The organism is Streptomyces sp. NPDC005281, assembly GCF_040607495.1.
In the GTDB taxonomy this organism is placed as follows: Bacteria; Actinomycetota; Actinomycetes; order Streptomycetales; family Streptomycetaceae; genus Streptomyces.
This window is the reverse complement of sequence record NZ_JBEXGX010000008.1, coordinates 257,790-276,005: the sequence shown is the minus strand read 5'-3', so window position 1 is coordinate 276,005 and position 18,216 is coordinate 257,790. Positions and strand designations below refer to the sequence as shown.

At 71.8% G+C, this 18,216-nt stretch carries 13 protein-coding genes and 1 pseudogene; 11 read left to right on the top strand and 3 right to left on the bottom strand.

Annotated features, from left to right (window positions below):
- Window positions 1-309 precede the first annotated feature (309 nt).
- From ABZV42_RS14555 to ABZV42_RS14520, 8 genes are all read left to right on the top strand, one after another.
- Window positions 310-993, top strand: coding sequence for a response regulator (locus ABZV42_RS14555; RefSeq protein ID WP_037620357.1), 684 nt, complete (start codon window positions 310-312; stop codon window positions 991-993).
- Window positions 994-1,127: 134 nt separating this feature from the next.
- On the top strand, window positions 1,128-3,866 hold the full coding sequence (locus tag ABZV42_RS14550; protein ID WP_355987930.1) for a DNA translocase FtsK: 2,739 nt from the start codon (window positions 1,128-1,130) through the stop codon (window positions 3,864-3,866).
- A 334-nt stretch (window positions 3,867-4,200) separates the two neighbouring features.
- Window positions 4,201-5,055, top strand: coding sequence for a RodZ domain-containing protein (locus ABZV42_RS14545; RefSeq protein WP_355987927.1), 855 nt, complete (start codon window positions 4,201-4,203; stop codon window positions 5,053-5,055).
- Between the two features lie 92 nt (window positions 5,056-5,147).
- Entirely contained in the window at window positions 5,148-6,623 is a 1,476-nt protein-coding gene (rimO, locus tag ABZV42_RS14540) for a 30S ribosomal protein S12 methylthiotransferase RimO (protein WP_356052088.1), read from the top strand.
- Window positions 6,620-7,363 carry a CDP-diacylglycerol--glycerol-3-phosphate 3-phosphatidyltransferase gene (gene pgsA, locus ABZV42_RS14535; RefSeq protein ID WP_355987923.1) on the top strand — a complete coding sequence of 248 codons (744 nt, stop codon included), beginning with the start codon at window positions 6,620-6,622 and terminating at the stop codon, window positions 7,361-7,363. Before rimO ends, pgsA begins: the two co-directional genes overlap by 4 nt.
- Window positions 7,360-7,905 (top strand): CinA family protein, encoded by a 546-nt coding sequence (locus tag ABZV42_RS14530; protein WP_355987921.1) that lies wholly within the window; start codon window positions 7,360-7,362, stop codon window positions 7,903-7,905. Before pgsA ends, ABZV42_RS14530 begins: the two co-directional genes overlap by 4 nt.
- Window positions 7,906-8,014: 109 nt before the next feature.
- Window positions 8,015-8,392, top strand: a complete 378-nt coding sequence (locus ABZV42_RS14525; RefSeq protein ID WP_355987919.1) for a helix-turn-helix transcriptional regulator — start codon at window positions 8,015-8,017, stop codon at window positions 8,390-8,392.
- Window positions 8,393-8,725: 333 nt separating this feature from the next.
- On the top strand, window positions 8,726-9,025 hold the full coding sequence (locus ABZV42_RS14520) for a hypothetical protein (RefSeq protein ID WP_355987917.1): 300 nt from the start codon (window positions 8,726-8,728) through the stop codon (window positions 9,023-9,025).
- Here ABZV42_RS14520 and ABZV42_RS14515 read toward each other — a convergent pair.
- The 3 genes from ABZV42_RS14515 to ABZV42_RS14505 all read right to left on the bottom strand — a co-directional run bounded on the left by ABZV42_RS14515 (window position 8,973) and on the right by ABZV42_RS14505 (window position 15,816).
- A complete protein-coding gene (locus ABZV42_RS14515; protein WP_355987915.1) occupies window positions 8,973-9,734 on the bottom strand; it encodes an SDR family NAD(P)-dependent oxidoreductase in 762 nt (253 codons plus the stop codon). The two genes, ABZV42_RS14520 and ABZV42_RS14515, sit on opposite strands and share 53 nt — an antisense overlap.
- Window positions 9,735-9,795: 61 nt before the next feature.
- Window positions 9,796-10,644 carry a DNA-formamidopyrimidine glycosylase family protein gene (locus ABZV42_RS14510; RefSeq protein WP_355987913.1) on the bottom strand — a complete coding sequence of 283 codons (849 nt, stop codon included), beginning with the start codon at window positions 10,642-10,644 and terminating at the stop codon, window positions 9,796-9,798.
- Between the two features lie 42 nt (window positions 10,645-10,686).
- Window positions 10,687-15,816, bottom strand: coding sequence for an ATP-dependent helicase (locus ABZV42_RS14505; protein ID WP_355987911.1), 5,130 nt, complete (start codon window positions 15,814-15,816; stop codon window positions 10,687-10,689).
- A 153-nt stretch (window positions 15,817-15,969) separates the two neighbouring features.
- Here ABZV42_RS14505 and ABZV42_RS14500 point away from each other — a divergent pair.
- The 3 genes and pseudogenes from ABZV42_RS14500 to ABZV42_RS14490 form a co-directional block, all read left to right on the top strand.
- Window positions 15,970-16,857, top strand: a pseudogene (locus ABZV42_RS14500) (AraC family transcriptional regulator); the annotation flags it as partial.
- Between the two features lie 117 nt (window positions 16,858-16,974).
- Entirely contained in the window at window positions 16,975-17,802 is an 828-nt protein-coding gene (locus tag ABZV42_RS14495; protein ID WP_355987942.1) for an AzlC family ABC transporter permease, read from the top strand.
- Complete coding sequence (locus ABZV42_RS14490; protein ID WP_355987909.1) at window positions 17,799-18,107, top strand: AzlD domain-containing protein; 309 nt, start codon at window positions 17,799-17,801, stop codon at window positions 18,105-18,107. Before ABZV42_RS14495 ends, ABZV42_RS14490 begins: the two co-directional genes overlap by 4 nt.
- Window positions 18,108-18,216: the final 109 nt, after the last annotated feature.

Below are 18,216 nucleotides of genomic sequence, written 5' to 3'. Positions count from 1 at the left end.
CGTCGCGGTGTGTCCGGCATGGATGCACCGTGCGGTACGGCCGCCCGGCCGGGTTCGTCGTCGCATGACTGACTGTGCCCGAAGCCGTGTAGAAGCACGGGATACGGGGAACCTTCTGGTCCCCTGCCGCGTTTCTGCTACGTGCACAGTGACATCACGGTGACAGGGTGTGGCGACGGGCGGGGTGCGGCTAGCATGACCGGCACAAGGACGGACGGCGCAAGGGAGTCGTCCCCTGGGGCGGCGCCCGGCGCTTCCCCAAGTCCTGCGGACAGGGGAGGCCCCATGCCGGGGCGAGGAGGGCGGGCCATGGTGCAGAAGGCCAAGATCCTCCTGGTCGATGACCGGCCGGAGAATCTGCTGGCGCTGGAGGCGATCCTCTCCGCGCTCGATCAGACACTGGTACGGGCATCGTCCGGGGAGGAAGCGCTCAAAGCGCTGCTCACGGACGACTTCGCGGTCATTCTGCTGGACGTTCAGATGCCGGGCATGGACGGATTCGAGACCGCCGCGCACATCAAGCGGCGGGAGCGGACCCGGGACATCCCGATCATCTTCCTCACCGCGATCAACCACGGCCCGCACCACACCTTCCGGGGGTACGCGGCCGGCGCGGTGGACTACATCTCCAAGCCCTTCGACCCGTGGGTGTTGCGCGCGAAGGTTTCGGTGTTCGTCGAGCTCTACATGAAGAACTGTCAACTCCGGGAGCAGGCGGCGCTGTTGCGGCTCCAGCTGGAGGGCGGCGGCAAGGCGGCGCTGGGTGAGGCCAAGGAGCCCGCCGGACTTCTCGCCGAACTCTCCGCGCGGCTCGCGGCCGTCGAGGAGCAGGCCGAGGCGCTGTCCAAGCAGCTCGACGACGACTCCGCGGACGCGGCGGCCGTGGCGACCGCGGCCCATCTGGAGCGCAAACTCACCGGACTGCGCCGGGCGCTGGACGCGCTGGAGCCGGGTACGGGGAGCGGGGCACCCTCGGTGCCGTCGCAGAGCTGAAGCCGTGAGGGAGCGTGCCGGAGGCGGGCGAGTCCTTGAGGAAGCGTCAGTTCCGCTCCCTGTAAGGGCGACACGATCGGGTGAAGCGCTGGGCACACGTGTCCGCTGTCGTCTCCACCGGTAACCTCACACACATGGCCTCACGTCAGTCCGCAGCCAAGAAGCCGCCCGCGAAGAAGGCGGCCGCTCCGACGAAGGCTCCGGCGAAGAAGGCCCCGGCGAAAAGGGCGGCCGCAGCCAAGGCGCCCGCCAAGAGGGCCGCCGCGAAGAAGCCCGTCCCCGCACCGGCGCCCAACCCGACCGCGGGCGTGTACAGACTCGTACGCGCTCTGTGGCTCGGCGTCGCCCATGCCGTCGGGGCCGGCTTCCGCGGGATAGGGCGGGGCGCCAAGGGGCTCGACCCGGCACACCGCAAGGACGGGCTCGCCCTCCTGCTGATCGGTCTCGGGCTGATCGTCGCGGCGGGTACGTGGTCCAATCTGCGCGGTCCGGTCGGCGACCTCGTCGAGATGCTGGTGACCGGCGCCTTCGGCCGCCTCGACCTGCTCGTCCCGATACTCCTCGCCCTGATCGCGGGGCGGCTCATCCGCCATCCCGAGCAGCCCGAGGCGAACGGCCGGATCGTGATCGGGCTGTCGGCGCTCGTGATCGGCGTGCTCGGGCAGGTGCACATCGCGTGCGGATCGCCCGCGCGCAGCGACGGGATGCAGGCGATAAGGGACGCCGGCGGCCTGATCGGCTGGGGGGCGTCCACCCCGCTGACGTACACCATGGGTGATGTCCTGGCCGTACCGCTCCTGGCGCTGCTCACGATCTTCGGACTGCTGGTCGTCACCGCGACCCCGGTCAACGCGATTCCGCAGCGGCTGCGGCTGCTCGGCCAGAAGCTCGGCGTCGTCCAGGCCGACTTCGACGAGGACCTGCTCGGCGGCGACGACGAGCGCTACGACGAACAGTGGCGCGAGGGGATCGCGGGGCGCCCCGGCAGGCGCTCGCGCCCCCCCGAGGCGTACGACGCCGACGGTGCCGAGCAGGAGGCGCTCACCAGGCGCAGAGGCCGTCCCAGGCGGCCCGGCGCGCAGCAGCCCGACATGAACAGGCCGATGGACGCGGTGGACGTCGCCGCGGCCGCCGCCGCGGCGCTGGACGGCGCCGTGCTGCACGGGATGCCGCCCTCGCCCCTGGTCGCCGATCTGACGCAGGGCGTCAGCGTGGAGCGAGACGGGTACGAGGAGACCACGCCGGTGCCGGCCGCCCGCGCCAAGGCGGTTCCGGGCGCCAAGCGGCCCAAGCAGGAGAGCCTGCCGGTCGAGTCCGTCGTGCCCGACCTCACCAAGGCCGCCCCCGACGCCCCGCGCGAGCTGCCCCCGCGCGCGGAGCAGCTCCAGCTCTCCGGGGACATCAGCTACTCGCTGCCCTCCCTCGACCTGCTGGAGCGCGGCGGCCCGGGCAAGACCCGCAGCGCCGCCAACGACGCCGTCGTCGACTCCCTGCGCCAGGTCTTCACCGAGTTCAAGGTGGACGCCGACGTCACGGGCTTCACCCGAGGACCGACGGTCACGCGGTACGAGGTCACGCTCGGCCCCGCCGTGAAGGTCGAGCGGATCACCGCGCTCACGAAGAACATCGCGTACGCGGTCGCCAGTCCCGACGTGCGGATCATCAGCCCGATCCCCGGCAAGTCCGCGGTCGGCATCGAGATCCCCAACACCGACCGCGAGATGGTCAACCTCGGTGACGTGCTGCGGCTCGCGGACGCGGCGGAGGACGACCATCCGATGCTGGTCGCGCTCGGCAAGGACGTCGAGGGCGGCTACGTGATGGCCAACCTGGCGAAGATGCCGCACGTCCTGGTCGCCGGAGCCACCGGTTCCGGCAAGTCGTCCTGCATCAACTGCCTCATCACCTCGGTCATGGTCAGGGCGACCCCCGAGGACGTGCGGATGGTCCTCGTGGACCCCAAGCGCGTCGAGCTGACGGCGTACGAGGGCATCCCGCACCTGATCACGCCGATCATCACCAACCCGAAGCGGGCCGCCGAGGCGCTCCAGTGGGTCGTACGGGAGATGGACCTGCGCTACGACGACCTCGCGGCGTTCGGCTACCGGCACATCGACGACTTCAACGAGGCCATCAGGAACGGCAAGGTCAAGCTGCCCGAGGGCAGCGAGCGCGAGCTCAGCCCGTACCCGTACCTCCTGGTGATCGTCGACGAGCTCGCCGACCTGATGATGGTCGCGCCGCGCGACGTCGAGGACTCGATCGTGCGCATCACGCAGCTCGCGCGCGCGGCCGGCATCCATCTGGTGCTCGCCACGCAGCGGCCGTCCGTCGACGTCGTCACCGGTCTGATCAAGGCGAACGTGCCCTCCCGGCTCGCGTTCGCCACCTCGTCCCTCGCGGACTCGCGCGTCATCCTCGACCAGCCCGGTGCCGAGAAGCTCATCGGCAAGGGCGACGGGCTCTTCCTGCCGATGGGGGCCAACAAGCCCACGCGTATGCAGGGTGCCTTCGTCACCGAGGACGAAGTCGCGGCGATCGTTCAGCACTGCAAGGATCAGATGGCGCCCGTCTTCAGGGAAGACGTCACCGTGGCGACCAAGCAGAAGAAGGAGATCGACGAGGACATCGGCGACGACCTCGACCTGCTGTGTGCGGCGGCCGAACTGGTCGTCTCCACGCAGTTCGGGTCGACCTCGATGCTCCAGCGCAAGCTGCGCGTCGGCTTCGCCAAGGCCGGCCGGCTCATGGACCTCATGGAGTCACGCGGGATCGTCGGGCCCAGTGAGGGGTCCAAGGCCCGTGACGTCCTTGTGAAGGCCGACGAGCTGGACGGGGTGTTGGCCGTGATGCGCGGGGAAGCAGAAGCGTAGAGCCCTCGGCGAGGGGGGACGGCACAACCGGCAACGGCGCGGTGAGCGCGTGGCGGTCGCCCGAGGAGCGGCCGTGCTGTCGGGCGGATGGCGGAACGTCATGTTCCGAACCCGGCTGATATGTGAATGTGACTCACCCGTAAGAAGTCGGTGAGCAACCGTTTCGCCTTGTCGCACGTCAAGTTGAGCGAAGGGACGCCACCATGTCCCTATATCAGGATGACCGGCCATTCTGATGGCGTACAAAGTCCCACCGCCCGGTTGCCCCACCCTTTCGTACCCCCCCTAGACTGAACTTCCAGCACAGGTGGCTACACGCTCGAAAGGCGCCCCCGTGTCCATCGTCAACTCACCTGACGGCAACTCCCCCGAAGACGAGCGTCCGTTCGAAGACGACCTTGCGGCCGAGCGGCCCTCGATCGGCCGTGCCCTCCAGCAGGCACGCATCGAGGCCCACCTGACCGTCGACGAAGTCAGCAACGCCACCCGCGTCCGTATCACGATCATCCACGCCATCGAACAGAACGACTTCGCCTCCTGTGGTGGCGACGTCTACGCGCGCGGGCACATCCGGACCCTGGCCCGCGCCGTCCGGCTCGATCCGGCCCCGCTGCTCACGCAGTACGACGCCGAGCACGGCGGACGTCCCGCGCCGACGCCCGCCGCCCCGCTCTTCGAGGCGGAACGGATCCGCCCCGAGCGTCGCGGACCGAACTGGACGGCCGCCATGGTCGCCGCGATCGTCGCGGTGATCGGCTTCGTCGGGTTCACCATGGTCAAGGGCGGCGGCAACGGCGACGACTCGAAGACCCAGGTCGCCGAGGGTTCCACGCCGATCACCAAGAAGGCCCCACCGTCGGCGACCGTCACCAAGCCCGCCGACCCGAAGCCCGAGCCGTCCGACAGTGCCATCGCGGCCGCCCCGCAGGACAAGGTGACCGTCCGGGTCAGTGCCGCGGACGGACGCAGCTGGATCTCCGCGAAGGACCACAACGGGCGGATGCTCTTCGACGGGCTGCTGAAGCAGGGCGAGTCCAAGACCTTCCAGGACAGCTCCAAGATCAACCTGATCCTCGGCGACGCCGGAGCCATCCAGCTGTTCGTCAACGGCAAGAAGATCGAGGACCAGTTCCAGCCGGGCGCGGTGGAGCGTCTGACCTACACAAAGGGTGACCCGCAGGTCGGATAGGGGTCCCTGATAGCACACCGTCGACGGGGTCGGCCAAGATCGGCCAACCCCGTCGACGTGGGCTGTCGGTCAGACAAAGTAGTCTTGAGCCCATGCCTGAACGCCGTACCGTCGCACTCGTCACCCTTGGCTGCGCCCGTAACGAGGTGGACTCGGAGGAGCTCGCAGGCCGCTTGGAGGCGGACGGCTGGCAACTCGTGGAGGACGCCGAGCAAGCGGACGTCGCCGTCGTCAACACCTGTGGGTTCGTCGAAGCCGCCAAGAAGGACTCCGTCGACGCCCTCCTCGAAGCCAATGACCTCAAGGGCCACGGCAGAACCCAGGCCGTGGTCGCGGTGGGCTGCATGGCCGAGCGGTACGGCAAGGAACTCGCCGAGGCGCTTCCCGAGGCCGACGGCGTACTCGGCTTCGACGACTACGCCGACATCTCCGACCGCCTCCAGACCATCCTCAACGGCGGCGTCCACGCCTCCCACACCCCGCGTGACCGGCGCAAGCTGCTGCCGATCAGCCCGGCCGAGCGGCAGAGCGCCGGCGAGGAAGTGGCCCTTCCCGGCCACGGCGCCCCCACCGACCTCCCCGAGGGCGTCGCCCCGGTCTCAGGCCCCCGCGCGCCGCTGCGCCGCCGCCTGGACGGCTCCCCGGTCGCCTCGGTGAAGCTGGCCTCCGGCTGCGACCGCCGCTGCACGTTCTGCGCCATCCCCTCCTTCCGCGGCTCGTTCATCTCGCGCCGCCCCAGCGACGTCCTGAACGAGGCCCGCTGGCTCGGCGAGCAGGGCGTCAAGGAGGTGATGCTCGTCTCCGAGAACAACACCTCGTACGGCAAGGACCTGGGTGACATCCGTCTCCTGGAGACGATGCTTCCCGAGCTGGCCGAGATCGACGGCATCGAACGGGTGCGGGTCAGCTACCTCCAGCCCGCCGAGATGCGCCCCGGACTCATCGACGTACTGACCTCGACGCCGAACGTCGCCCCGTACTTCGACCTGTCCTTCCAGCACTCCGCGCCCGACGTGCTGCGCTCGATGCGCCGCTTCGGTGACACCGACAGGTTCCTCGAGCTGCTGGACACCATCCGCGCCAAGGCCCCGCAGGCCGGCGTGCGCTCCAACTTCATCGTGGGCTTCCCCGGTGAGAGCGAGGCCGACTTCGCCGAGCTGGAGCGTTTCCTCACGGGCGCCCGCCTCGACGCGATCGGTGTCTTCGGGTACTCGGACGAGGAGGGCACCGAAGCCGCGACCTACGAGAACAAGCTGGACGAGGACGTCGTCGCCGAGCGCCTCGCGCGGATCTCGCGGCTCGCCGAGGAACTGGTCGCCCAGCGCGCGGAGGAGCGCGTGGGCGAGACCGTCCACGTGCTCGTCGAGGGCATCGACGACGAGGACGGCGCGTACGGCCGCGCCGCGCACCAGGCACCGGAGACGGACGGCCAGGTGCTGTTCACGACCGGCGAGGGTCTGACCGTCGGCCGTATCGTCGAGGCCAAGGTGGTCGGTACGGAAGGTGTCGACCTGGTGGCCGAGCCGCTTCCGGGCTCGCTCGCGAGCGCTGAGGAGGCGGCCAGATGACCGGAGCCCCGGCATCCGCGGCAGGCGGCTCCCCGGGCGCACAGGGCGCGACGGGCGCTCCCGGCGCATCCGACGCTCCGGGCGGCGCGTCCGGCGTTCCCGGCGGCCCGAAGACACCGCGTGGCGGGAAACTGGGCGCCGCGGCCGTCAACCAGGCGAGCCTGTGGAACATCGCCAACATCCTGACCATGATCCGGCTCGTCCTCGTGCCGGGTTTCGTGGCGCTGATGCTGGCCGACGGCGGCTACGACCCGGCCATGCGGGCCTGGGCCTGGGCCGCCTTCGCCGTCGCCATGATCACCGACATCTTCGACGGTCACCTGGCGCGCACGTACGACCTCGTCACCGACTTCGGGAAGATCGCCGACCCCATCGCCGACAAGGCGATCATGGGCGCGGCGCTGGTCTGTCTGTCCGGGCTCGGCGATCTGCCCTGGTGGGTCACCTTCGTGATCCTCGGGCGTGAGCTCGGCATCACCCTGCTGCGCTTCGTCGTGATCCGCTACGGAGTCATCCCGGCGAGCCGCGGCGGCAAGATGAAGACGCTGGTCCAGGGCACGGCGGTCGGCATGTACATCCTGCCGCTGACCGGCGCGCTGGCCAGCCTGAGGTTCTGGGTGATGGCCGTCGCGGTCGTGCTGACCGTGGTCACCGGGATCGACTATGTGAGACAGGCCATTGTGCTGCGCCGCAGTGGAATCGCCGAGCGGCAGGCGGCCGCCGTGGAGGCCGAGCGGTGACTACCGCGGCCGCCGAAGTGGTGCGACTACTCACGGTGAGGGGCGAGACCCTCGCCGTCGCCGAGTCGCTCACGGGCGGTCTGGTGGCCGCGGAGATCACCGCTGTTCCGGGTGCCTCGAAGGTGTTCAGGGGCTCCGTGACCGCTTACGCCACCGAACTGAAGCACGAACTGCTCGGCGTCGACGCCACTCTTCTGGCCGAACGCGGCGCGGTGGACGCGCAGGTCGCGGCGCAGATGGCCGCCGGGGTGCGCAAGGCGCTCGGCGCCGACTGGGGGATCGCGACCACCGGCGTCGCCGGTCCCGACCCCCAGGACGGACAGCCTGTCGGTACGGTCTACGTGGCTGTCGACGGGCCCTTCGAAGGCCCCTCCGGCACCGTTCGCGACGGGAAAGTGCTGCCGCTGCGGTTGAACGGCGGCCGGGCGGAAATCCGTATGGAGAGTGTACGCAGCGTACTCGCGCTGCTCCTTCGGGAGACCGCGGGCGAACAGACCGGGAATGAGCGGGCACAGGATACGGAACAGAACGGGGGGTTTTGATGTTTGCAGCCCTGAGTGAACACGACATCGCTCCCCGCACGGCCGCGGCGCAAGGCGGTACGGTGGGGCGTGAAGGATGCGGCTACGCGGTCCGAGGAGGGAGCCACCGATGATTCTGCTCCGTCGCCTGCTGGGTGACGTGCTGCGTCGGCAGCGCCAGCGCCAGGGCCGTACTCTGCGCGAAGTCTCCTCGTCCGCCCGAGTTTCGCTCGGCTATCTCTCCGAGGTGGAGCGGGGGCAGAAGGAGGCGTCCTCCGAACTGCTCTCCGCGATCTGCGACGCGCTGGACGTACGGATGTCCGAGCTCATGCGGGAAGTGAGCGACGAGCTCGCCCTCGCGGAGCTGGCACGGTCGGCTGCTGCCACCGAACCGGTGCACGCACCGGTACGTCGCCCGATGCTCAATTCCGTATCGGTGACCGGTGTGCCACCGGAACGGGTCACGATCAAGGCGCCTGCCGAAGCGGTCGACGTCGTCGCCGCCTGACGCGCACCGGCTCGCGTTCTCCGAGCCGGCAGACGTACCACCGAAGCCCCGGCCAGGGCGTCCCCGGGAAGACCCGGAGAAGCCCGGCCGGGGCTTTCGCGTTCCCCGCGGTCCCTCGTGGGCCCGTTTGCCGGTCTCCGGCGCGGCGCCCATGGTTGGAGTGGTCCGGCGAAGCCGATGCCGGCCGTCGTGACGGGTGCGGCCGCGAGAGGGGCCGCCGCAGTCACCGTGAACCGGAGGACGCGGATGTACACCGTGAAGAGCCGCGTGCCGCCGGTGTGCCCTGCTCGCGCTTGAGATCGGCGGCGCGGTGCCGCGCCGGAGGAGGGTGCCATGGCAGGGCGAATAGTGCGCCGGGGGGCGTGTGTGGTGTTCGGTGCGCTGTGGTGGTTCAGCGTGCTCCGGCTCGCGCTGGTACCTGGAGCCGGGGTGCTCGAAGGAACGGTCGCCGCGGGCGGGTGGGGGCTCAGCCTGCTGCCGGTCCACTGCGTGCCGAAAACCCGGGCAGCCGGTGCCGTCGGACCTGACCGGTGGCGGCACGACCGGCGGGCGAAAACGCGCCGACGCGGTGGCGGGAGCCTTACCAGGGCATGGCGACGCCGCCGTTGGGGCGGAGGATCTGACCCGTCGTGAACGCCGAGGCGTCCGAGGCCAGGTACAGCACGGCGTGGGCGATGTCCTGGGGCTCCCCGACGCGGCCCAGCGGCGACAGACGGGCCATGAACGCCTCGGTGCGGGCCTGCCGCTCGCCGTGGCGGTCGGTCATGGGAGTGCGGATCCAGCCCGGCGCCACGGCGTTGACGCGAATGCCGTACGGACCGGTCTCGGTCGCCAGCGTCTTCGTCAGCTGTACGACGGCCGCCTTGGCCGCGCTGTAGCACAACAGGCCAGGACCGCCGGAGTCGATCGCGCCCGAGGCCATGGTGACGATGCTGCCGTGGACACCGTTCGCGATCATGGAGCGAGCGGCCTCCTGGCAGGCGTACAGGACCCCCTTGAAGTTGACGTTCAGCACCCGGTCCAGGTCCTCGTCCAGGGTCTCCAGGACCGGGCTGCTGTGCATGATCCCCGCGATCGCCGCCATGACGTCGAGCCGGCCGCAGGAGGCGACGGCCCGCTGGAACCCGGCCCGGTCGGTGACGTCGAGGGGATGGCCGAGGGCGGTACCGCCCTGATCCTTGATCAGCGTCGCCGTCTCGTGCAGGCCCTGCTCGTCGACGTCCGCGCAGTGCACGGTGGCGCCCGCCTCCGCGAGCACGACCGCCGTCGCGCGGCCGATGCCGCTGCCCGCGCCGGTGACGAAGGCGGAGCGTCCGGTGAGGTCGTACGCGGGAAGGCCCATGAAGGGACCGTACGAAGAGATCTGACGGGTCGTCAATTGGTCGGGCGGAACTACTCCGCGACTACTCGTATCCGGTGCGGCGGTACGCGGTGACGGTGTTCCGGCCGGCGTCCGGCCGCGGGGTGGGACCCGTCTGGCATCGGGGGCACCAGTACGTGGGCCGTTCACGGGATCCGTCGCCCTGGTCCCCCGAGCGGACCGGCGTCCCGCAGCGCAGACACGGGCGAGGGGTGCGCCCGTACACGAACAGGTTCTGCTCACGGCGCCCGGTGGTGACACGGATCGGCCGCTCGCGGTTGAACTCCAGCAGCTTCTTCGCCAGCACCGGCAGTTGGGCGGCACGGTCGGCGGGCAGCGCGCCGACGGGGAGCCAGGGCGTGACACCGAGCACGAAACACAGCTCGCTCTTGTACACGTTCCCGATGCCCGCGAGATTGCGCTGGTCGAGCAGGGCCTCGCCGAGCGCGCGGTCGGGATCGCGAAGGAGATTCTCCAGGGCCTTGGCCGGGTCCCAGTCCGGGCCCAGGAGGTCGGGGCCGAGGTGACCGACCGCGCGGGCCTCGTCCGAGGTCCTGAGCAGTTCCAGTACGGGCAGACGGTAGCCGACGGCCGTGCGGTCCTCCGTCCCGAGGACGGCCCGGATCTGGTGTCCGGGACCTCCGCTCCAGCGCCGCCCGTTCTCGTACACCTTCCACGAACCGTCCATCCGCAGATGCGAGTGCAGCGTCAGACCGCCCTCGATCCGGGTGAGGAGGTGCTTGCCGCGCGGGGTGACGTCCAGGACGGAACGGCCGGTGAGGTCGGCCGTGGCGTACCGGGGCACCCTCAGATCGGAACGGGTCAGGACTTTGCCCGCGAGGGCGACGTGCAGACGCCTCGCGGCCTGCCAGACGGTGTCTCCTTCGGGCATGACACCAGGGTGGCACGGGTCGGAACGGTCAGGGGCGGTCGGTCAGGCGCGAAGGCGGAGTCCGCGCGGGGTGGCGATGAAGCCGGCTCCTTCCAGGAGAGCGCCGAGAGGCGAGGTGAGGGCCGAGGCGCCGTTGACGCGCTCGACGGTCACCGTGCCGAGCGAGCCCGCGAGGGCGGCCGCGGCGAGGGCCTCCGCCGCGGCACCGAGACGGGTGTCCTGCGAGACCGGGTCGTCCGGGTCGGCCGGCCAGGCCAGCAGGGTCTTGCCGCCGCGCTCCATGTAGAGAGCCAGTTCACCGTCGACCAGGACGACCAGGGAACCCGCCTTGCGGCCCGGCTTGTGGCCCGCCTCGGTCGGGGACTCGGGCCACGGCAGGGCCGCGCCGTAGGCGTTCGCGGGGTCGGCGGCGGCCAGCACGACGGCCGGGGAGGCGGTACGGGAACGGGAACGGCCCGCGAGACCCGCGCCGCCGGGATAGCCGGAACCGTTCTCCGGATACGGCGAGCCGCCCCGGCGGGACGGGGTGTTCCGGCTGTGGGTCGCGTAGGGGTGGGGCGCGCCCGGGTTGCGCGCGTCGGGGTGGGGGGAGCCGGCCGGGAAGGCGGAGTCCGCCGAGAAGGTGTGGTCGTCGCCGAAATCGAAATCGGGGGCGGAGCCGGGTCCGAGGGAGGAATCGGGGCCGGAGTCGGGTCCGAGGGAGGAATCGGGGCCGGAGTCGGGTCCGGAGGGGGAATCGGGGTCCGGGTCGGGGGCGAGGGCGTTCAGGGAGTCCGGACCTTCGGCGAGATCCGCCCTGCCCATGAAGGAGTCGCCGCCCTTGCCCGTGCCGTCGAGGCCCGAGCCGGAACGCGGGAAGGCGGCGCTGTCCGGGAAACCGTGGGCGGCGGGGGAGTTGTCCTGGAGGGCCGGCCCGAACAGGGCGGCGCCCCGGTCGCGCGCGTTCGCGGCCGCCCGGAGCCTGTCCACCGCGCCGTCCATGGCGAACTGGGCCGCACCGAGCCCCTCCACCACATAGCCCCGCCGTGCCTGGCCGCTGTCCTCGAACGCCGACAGGATGCGGTACACCGCCGAGAAGCCTCCCTCCACGCCCTCCGCCGCGACGGCGCCCCGGGTCACCACCCCGTGCCGGTCGAGCAGCGCGCGGGCCAGGGCGTGGGCGCGGACGGTCGCGTCGGGCTCGCGCTCGGGCAGCAGCGACCAGCGCCCCGCCACGGTGGGGGGACCCGTACGTGACTGGGGGCGCGCCCCTCCCGTCAGGGAGCCGTAACGCCCGCGGGGGACCGAGCGCTTGGCCCGGTGGGCCGTGGACCCGGCGGTGCGGCCCGAACCCAGGAGGGAGCGCATCGGCGCGAGCGTGTCGTTTGTCAGCCGTCCGGACCAGGCCAGCTCCCAGACGGCGTCGGCGAGCTGGGGATCGGTCGCGTCCGGGTGCGTGGTGGCGCGGACCTGGTCGGCGATCTGGCGGAAGAACAGGCCGTAGCCCCCCGAGAGGGTGTCGAGGACCGACTGATGCAGCGCCGTCGGCTCCAGAGGGTGCGCGGCCGGAAGGAGCAGCGGGGCTGCGTCCGCGAGATACAACGACACCCAGCCGTCCTTGCCCGGCAGTGACCCCGCCCCGGCCCAGACCACCTCGCCGGCGGCCGTGAGCTCGTCGAGCAGCGCGGGTGTGTAACCGGCGACCCGAGACGGCAGTACGAGCTTCTCCAGCGCGGACGCCGGCACCGACGCCCCCTGCAACTGCTCGACGGCACGCACCAGTCCGTCGATACCGCGCAGCCCGTGCCCGCCGCCCACGTGCTGCCACTGCGGCAGGAACTGGGCGAGCGCGGCGGGCGGGACCGGCTCCAGCTCATGGCGCAGCGCCGCGAGCGAACGACGGCGCAGCCTGCGCAGCACCGCCGCGTCGCACCACTCCTGGCCGATGCCCGCCGGATGGAACTCTCCCTGCACGACCCGGCCGCTCGCCGCGAGGCGGTGCAGCGCGCCGTCGGTGACGGCCGTACCGAGACCGAAGCGGGCGGCGGCCGTCGCCGATGTGAACGGCCCATGGGTGCGCGCGTACCGGGCGAGGAGATCGCCGAGCGGATCCTTGACCGGCTCGGTGAAGGCTTCCGGGACACCGACGGGCAACGCCGTGCCGAGCGCGTCCCGCAGCCGGCCCGCGTCCTCGATGGCCGCCCAGTGGTCGGCTCCGGCGATCCGTACCCGGATGGCGCGGCGGGCGGCGGCCAGCTCCTTCGCCCACTGCGGCTGAGCGCCCCGCTCGGCCAGCTCGGCGTCCGAGAGCGGCCCGAGCAGACGCAGCAGGTCGGCGACGCCCTCCACGTCCTTGATGCGGCGGTCCTCGGTGAGCCACTGGAGCTCCCGCTCCAGTTCGGTCAGGACGTCGGCGTCCAGGAGCTCGCGGAGTTCGGCCTGGCCCAGGAGCTCGGCCAAGAGCCGCGAGTCGAGCGACAGCGCGGCGGCCCGCCGCTCGGCGAGCGGTGAGTCCCCCTCGTACAGGAACTGGGCGACGTAACCGAAGAGCAGGGAGCGGGCGAAGGGGGAGGGCTCGGGGGTGGTCACCTCGACGAGCCGCACCTTGCGGGACTCGATGTCGCCCATCAGCTCCGTGAGACCCGGGACGTCGAAGACGTCCTGGAGGCATTCGCGCACCGCCTCCAGGACGATCGGGAACGAACCGAACTCGCTCGCCACCTGGAGCAGCTGGGCCGCGCGCTGCCGCTGCTGCCACAGCGGGGTGCGCTTACCGGGGCTGCGCCGGGGCAGGAGCAGGGCGCGGGCGGCGCATTCGCGGAAGCGGGCGGCGAACAGGGCCGAACTGCCGACCTGGTCCGTGACGATCTGGTTGACCTCGCCCTTGTCGAAGGCGACGTCCGCCGCGCCGACCGGCGCCTGTTCCGCGTCCCACTCCGCGCCCGCCTTCGAAGGCGCCTGGTCGAGGAGGTCCAGGCTCATCAGATCGGCGTCGGGCAGCCGCAGCACGATGCCGTCGTCCGCGTGCATGACCTGGGCGTCCATGCCGTACCGCTCGGAGAGCTTGGCGCCCAGGGCGAGCGCCCAGGGAGCGTGGACCTGGGCACCGAAGGGAGAGTGCACGACCACACGCCAGTCGCCGAGCTCGTCGCGGAAGCGTTCGACGACGATCGTGCGGTCGTCCGGGATGTGCCCGCACGCCTCGCGCTGTTCGGTGAGGTACGCGATGACGTTGTCGGCGGCCCAGGCGTCCAGGCCCGCGGCCAGCAGGCGCAGCCGGGCGTCGCCCTCGGGAAGCGATCCGACCTCGCGGAGGAACGCGCCCACCGCGCGCCCCAGTTCGAGCGGCCGCCCGAGCTGGTCGCCCTTCCAGAAGGGCAGCCGGCCGGGGACGCCGGGCGCCGGGGAGACCAACACCCGGTCCCTGGTGATGTCCTCGATGCGCCAGGAGCTGGTGCCGAGGGTGAAGACATCGCCCACCCGGGACTCGTACACCATCTCCTCGTCGAGTTCGCCGACCCGGCCGCCGCCCTTCTTGGGGTCGGCCCCGGCGAGGAACACCCCGAAGAGTCCGCGGTCCGGGATGGTGCCCCCGGAGGTGACGGCGAGACGCTGGGCTCCGGGACGGCCGGTCACCGTGCCCGCGACCCGGTCCCACACCACGCGGGGCCTCAGCTCGGCGAAGGCGTCCGACGGATAGCGGCCCGCGAGCATGTCGAGCACGGCGGTGAACGCCGACTCCGGGAGTGAGGCGAACGGTGCCGCCCGGCGGACCGTGGTGAGCAGGTCGTCGACCTGCCAGGTGTCGAGGGCCGTCATGGCGACGAGCTGCTGCGCCAGCACGTCCAGAGGATTGGCGGGGACCCGCAGGGACTCGATGGAGCCGGTGCGCATCCGCTCGGTGACCACCGCCGCCTGCACCAGGTCGCCGCGGTACTTCGGGAAGACGACACCGGTGGAGACCGCGCCCACCTGGTGACCCGCGCGGCCCACACGCTGGAGCCCCGAGGCCACGGACGGCGGCGACTCGACCTGTACGACGAGGTCGACCGCGCCCATGTCGATGCCCAATTCAAGGCTGGAGGTGGCGACCACGGCGGGCAGACGGCCGGCCTTCAGGTCCTCCTCGACCTGCGCACGCTGCTCCTTGGAGACCGAGCCGTGGTGGGCCCGGGCGATGACCGGCGGCGCCCCCTGTGCCGCGCCCGAGCCGCCCATCAACTCGGCCGGCGCGTGCGCCTCATCCAGCGGCTCGCCGGTCGCCCTCTCGTACGCGATCTCGTTGAGCCGGTTGCACAGGCGCTCGGCCAGGCGCCGCGAGTTGGCGAACACGATCGTCGAGCGGTGGGACTGGACGAGGTCGGCGATCCGTTCCTCCACGTGCGGCCAGATGGAGGGCTTCTCCGCGCCCTCCTTGCCGTCGGCGGCCGGGGAACCGCCCAACTCGCCCAGGTCCTCGACCGGGACGACCACGGAGAGGTCGAACTCCTTGCCGGACGGGGGCTGGACGATCTCCACCTTGCCCCGCGGCGAGAGATAGCGCGCCACCTCGTCGACGGGACGCACGGTCGCGGACAGGCCGATACGCCGGGCGGGCTTCGGCAGCAGTTCGTCGAGGCGTTCCAGGGTGAGCGCGAGGTGGGCGCCGCGCTTGGTGCCCGCGACCGCGTGCACCTCGTCCAGGATCACGGTCTCGATGCCGGTCAGCGCGTCGCGTGTGGCCGAGGTCAGCATCAGGAACAGCGACTCGGGGGTGGTGATCAGGATGTCCGGCGGGCGGGTGGCCAGCGCCCTGCGCTCGGCGGGCGGGGTGTCGCCGGAACGGATGCCCACCTTCACCTCCGGCTCCGGCAGCCCGAGCCGCACGGACTCCTGCCGGATGCCGGTCAGCGGACTGCGCAGATTCCGCTCCACGTCGACAGCGAGCGCCTTGAGCGGCGACACGTACAGGACCCGGCAGCGCTTGCGCGGGTCCGCCGGCGGTGGCGCCGAGGCCAGCTGGTCGAGCGCGGCGAGGAACGCGGCGAGTGTCTTGCCGGAGCCGGTGGGGGCGACGACCAGCACGTCCGAGCCCGCGCCGATGGCCGCCCAGGCCCCGGCCTGGGCCGCGGTGGGCGCGGAGAAGGCCCCCGTGAACCAGCCGCGGGTCGCGGGGGAGAAGCCGTCGAGGGCTCGGTGTGCGGAGCTGACCATGCGTCCATCCTGCACCCGCCCACTGACAACCGTGCTGACCTGCGAGAACGCCACGGCGAGCGGAACGGGCGAGAGCGGTGCGGGCGAGAGCGGTGCGGCGCAGATCGGGACAGCCGGGGCAAGGCGGACCGGGGTCCGGCGTCCGGGCCCGGCATGCTGGCGGACCCGTCCGGGCCTGGTACGTCGGCGGATCCGTCTGTGTCCGGCACGGCGGCGGATCCATCCGGTCCTGGCATGGTGGCGGATCCGTTCGGCCCAGCACGGTGGCGGATCCGTCCGGCCTGGCACGTGGCGGACAATGAGGGCGTGGCAGGTTCGGGGCAGGAGCGGGCACGGCACTGGCAGTATCCGGAGCTGCCCGGTGTCGATCTGCTGCGCGCCCGCTACGTCGAGAAGATCTTCGTACGGCACACCCACGAGAACTTCGTCATCGCCGCCGTCACCGAGGGCGTCGAGGTCTTCCACCACGGAGGCGCCGACCAGTACGCGGGCCCGGGTTCGCTGGCCCTGGTCAACCCCGACACCCCGCACACCGGGCGCGCGGGCGTTCCCGAGGGCTGGAGGTACGGCGCCGTTTACCCCTCTCCGGAAACGGTGGCCGAGATCGCCGCCGAGACCACCACCCTGCGCGGCACCCCCGGATTCATCAGCCCGGTACTCGACGACCCCTACGCGGCGAGCCTGGTCCATCAGGTGCTCCGAGCCGCGGAGGAGGGCAACGCGCTGGCCGCCGACACCCTGCTGAGGGTCGCCGTGACCCGGCTGCTGCGCCTGAACGGAGGACCGCTGCCGCAGCGGGCCGTACGCACCGCGGGCGGCAGACTCGCGGCACGCGCGCGTGGCGTCCTCGACGAGCGGATGGCCGAGCCGCCGACCCTGGAACGGCTCGCGGCCGACCTCGGCACCAGCTCGTTCGCGTTGCTGCGCGCGTTCCGGGACGCCTACGGCATGCCGCCCCACACCTGGCTGACCGACGCGCGCGTACGCCGGGCACGCCGGCTCCTGGACGCCGGGTCCACACCGGCAGAGGCGGCCGTCGCCGTCGGCTTCACCGACCAGCCGCACCTCAACCGGCACTTCAGCCGGATCGTGGGCGTACCAACGGGAGCGCAAGAACGTACAAGACGCCGGGGGGCGGCTCCTCGTACCGTTCGACGCGTGGCACAACAGACAGCTCTCCCAGACATACGCAGTGAACACGCCGGAAAACCCGACGCGGCCGTCGTCCGCGACGCCCTCGGAGTCGGGGTCGCCGTCGGACTGTCCGGTTTCGCCTTCGGGGTGACCTCGGCCGGCAGCGGCCTCAGCCTGCTCCAGACCTGCGCCCTCAGCCTCCTGGTGTTCACCGGGGCGTCGCAGTTCGCGCTCGTGGGCGCGCTCGCGGCCGGGGGCAACCCGCTCACCGCGGCCGCCGGGGCGTTCTTCCTCGGAGTCCGGAACGCGTTCTACGGGCTGCGGCTGTCCCAGCTCCTGGCCCTCCCGCGCGCGGTGCGGCCGTTCGCCGCCCAGTGGGTCATCGACGAGACCACGGCGGTGGCGCTGGCCCAGCCCACCCGACGCGGCGTCCGGATCGGCTTCACGGTCACCGGCCTGTCCCTCTACGTGCTGTGGAACCTCACCACGCTGCTCGGCGCGGCCGGGGCCGAGGCCATCGGCGACACCGGCGCGTGGGGACTGGACGCGGCAGGGCCCGCGGTGTTCCTGGCGCTGCTCGCACCGATGCTGAAGACCGCCACGGAACGAGCGGTCGCGGGAATCGCCGTCCTTCTGGGGCTCGGTCTGCTGCCCGTGCTGCCCGCCGGAGTCCCGGTACTGGTGGCCGCTCTGGCCGCCCCCGCCGTGCTCTGCGTGACAGGGCGCCGTCGCGCGGACACCGTCCGCGACACCTCCACGGAGATGGCGGACGAGACGACGGCCGATGCGGTGGAGGGTCCACCGGCCGGCGCGCGGAACGACGGCTCGGACGTGTCAGGAGAAGAGCGTTGAACATCTGGATCGCCATCGGCGTCACCGCCGTCGGCTGCTACGCCGTCAAACTCGTCGGACTGCTGATCCCCGCGGGCGTGCTTGAGCGGCCGATCGTGCAGCGCCTCGCCGCCCTGCTGCCCGTCGCGCTCCTGGCCGCTCTCACGGCCCAGCAGACCTTCGCGGACGGACGGGTCCTCGTCCTCGACGCCAGGGCCGCCGGGCTCGCCGCGGCGGCCGTCGCACTGATCCTGCGCGCCCCGTTCCTGGTGGTGGTCGCCGCGGCGGTGGTGGTGACGGCCGGGGTCCGCGCGCTGACAGGCTGACACCCGGCCGCACGCGGAGTCGTATCTCGGGTCACCCGGGAGCCTGGCGGTCCCGCTGACACCCCGGGTGCGCCGGAACCGTACCTCGATGCTCCGGCGCACCCGGGCC

Coding starts and splice junctions, on each gene's coding strand:
- ABZV42_RS14555 (WP_037620357.1), top strand. CDS start 310: ATGGTGCAGAAGGCCAAGATCCTCCTGGTCGATGACCGGCCGGAGAAT.
- ABZV42_RS14550 (WP_355987930.1), top strand. CDS start 1,128: ATGGCCTCACGTCAGTCCGCAGCCAAGAAGCCGCCCGCGAAGAAGGCG.
- rimO (WP_356052088.1), top strand. CDS start 5,148: ATGCCTGAACGCCGTACCGTCGCACTCGTCACCCTTGGCTGCGCCCGT.
- pgsA (WP_355987923.1), top strand. CDS start 6,620: ATGACCGGAGCCCCGGCATCCGCGGCAGGCGGCTCCCCGGGCGCACAG.
- ABZV42_RS14525 (WP_355987919.1), top strand. CDS start 8,015: ATGATTCTGCTCCGTCGCCTGCTGGGTGACGTGCTGCGTCGGCAGCGC.
- ABZV42_RS14520 (WP_355987917.1), top strand. CDS start 8,726: ATGGCAGGGCGAATAGTGCGCCGGGGGGCGTGTGTGGTGTTCGGTGCG.
- ABZV42_RS14515 (WP_355987915.1), bottom strand. CDS start 9,734: ATGGGCCTTCCCGCGTACGACCTCACCGGACGCTCCGCCTTCGTCACC.
- ABZV42_RS14510 (WP_355987913.1), bottom strand. CDS start 10,644: ATGCCCGAAGGAGACACCGTCTGGCAGGCCGCGAGGCGTCTGCACGTC.
- ABZV42_RS14505 (WP_355987911.1), bottom strand. CDS start 15,816: ATGGTCAGCTCCGCACACCGAGCCCTCGACGGCTTCTCCCCCGCGACC.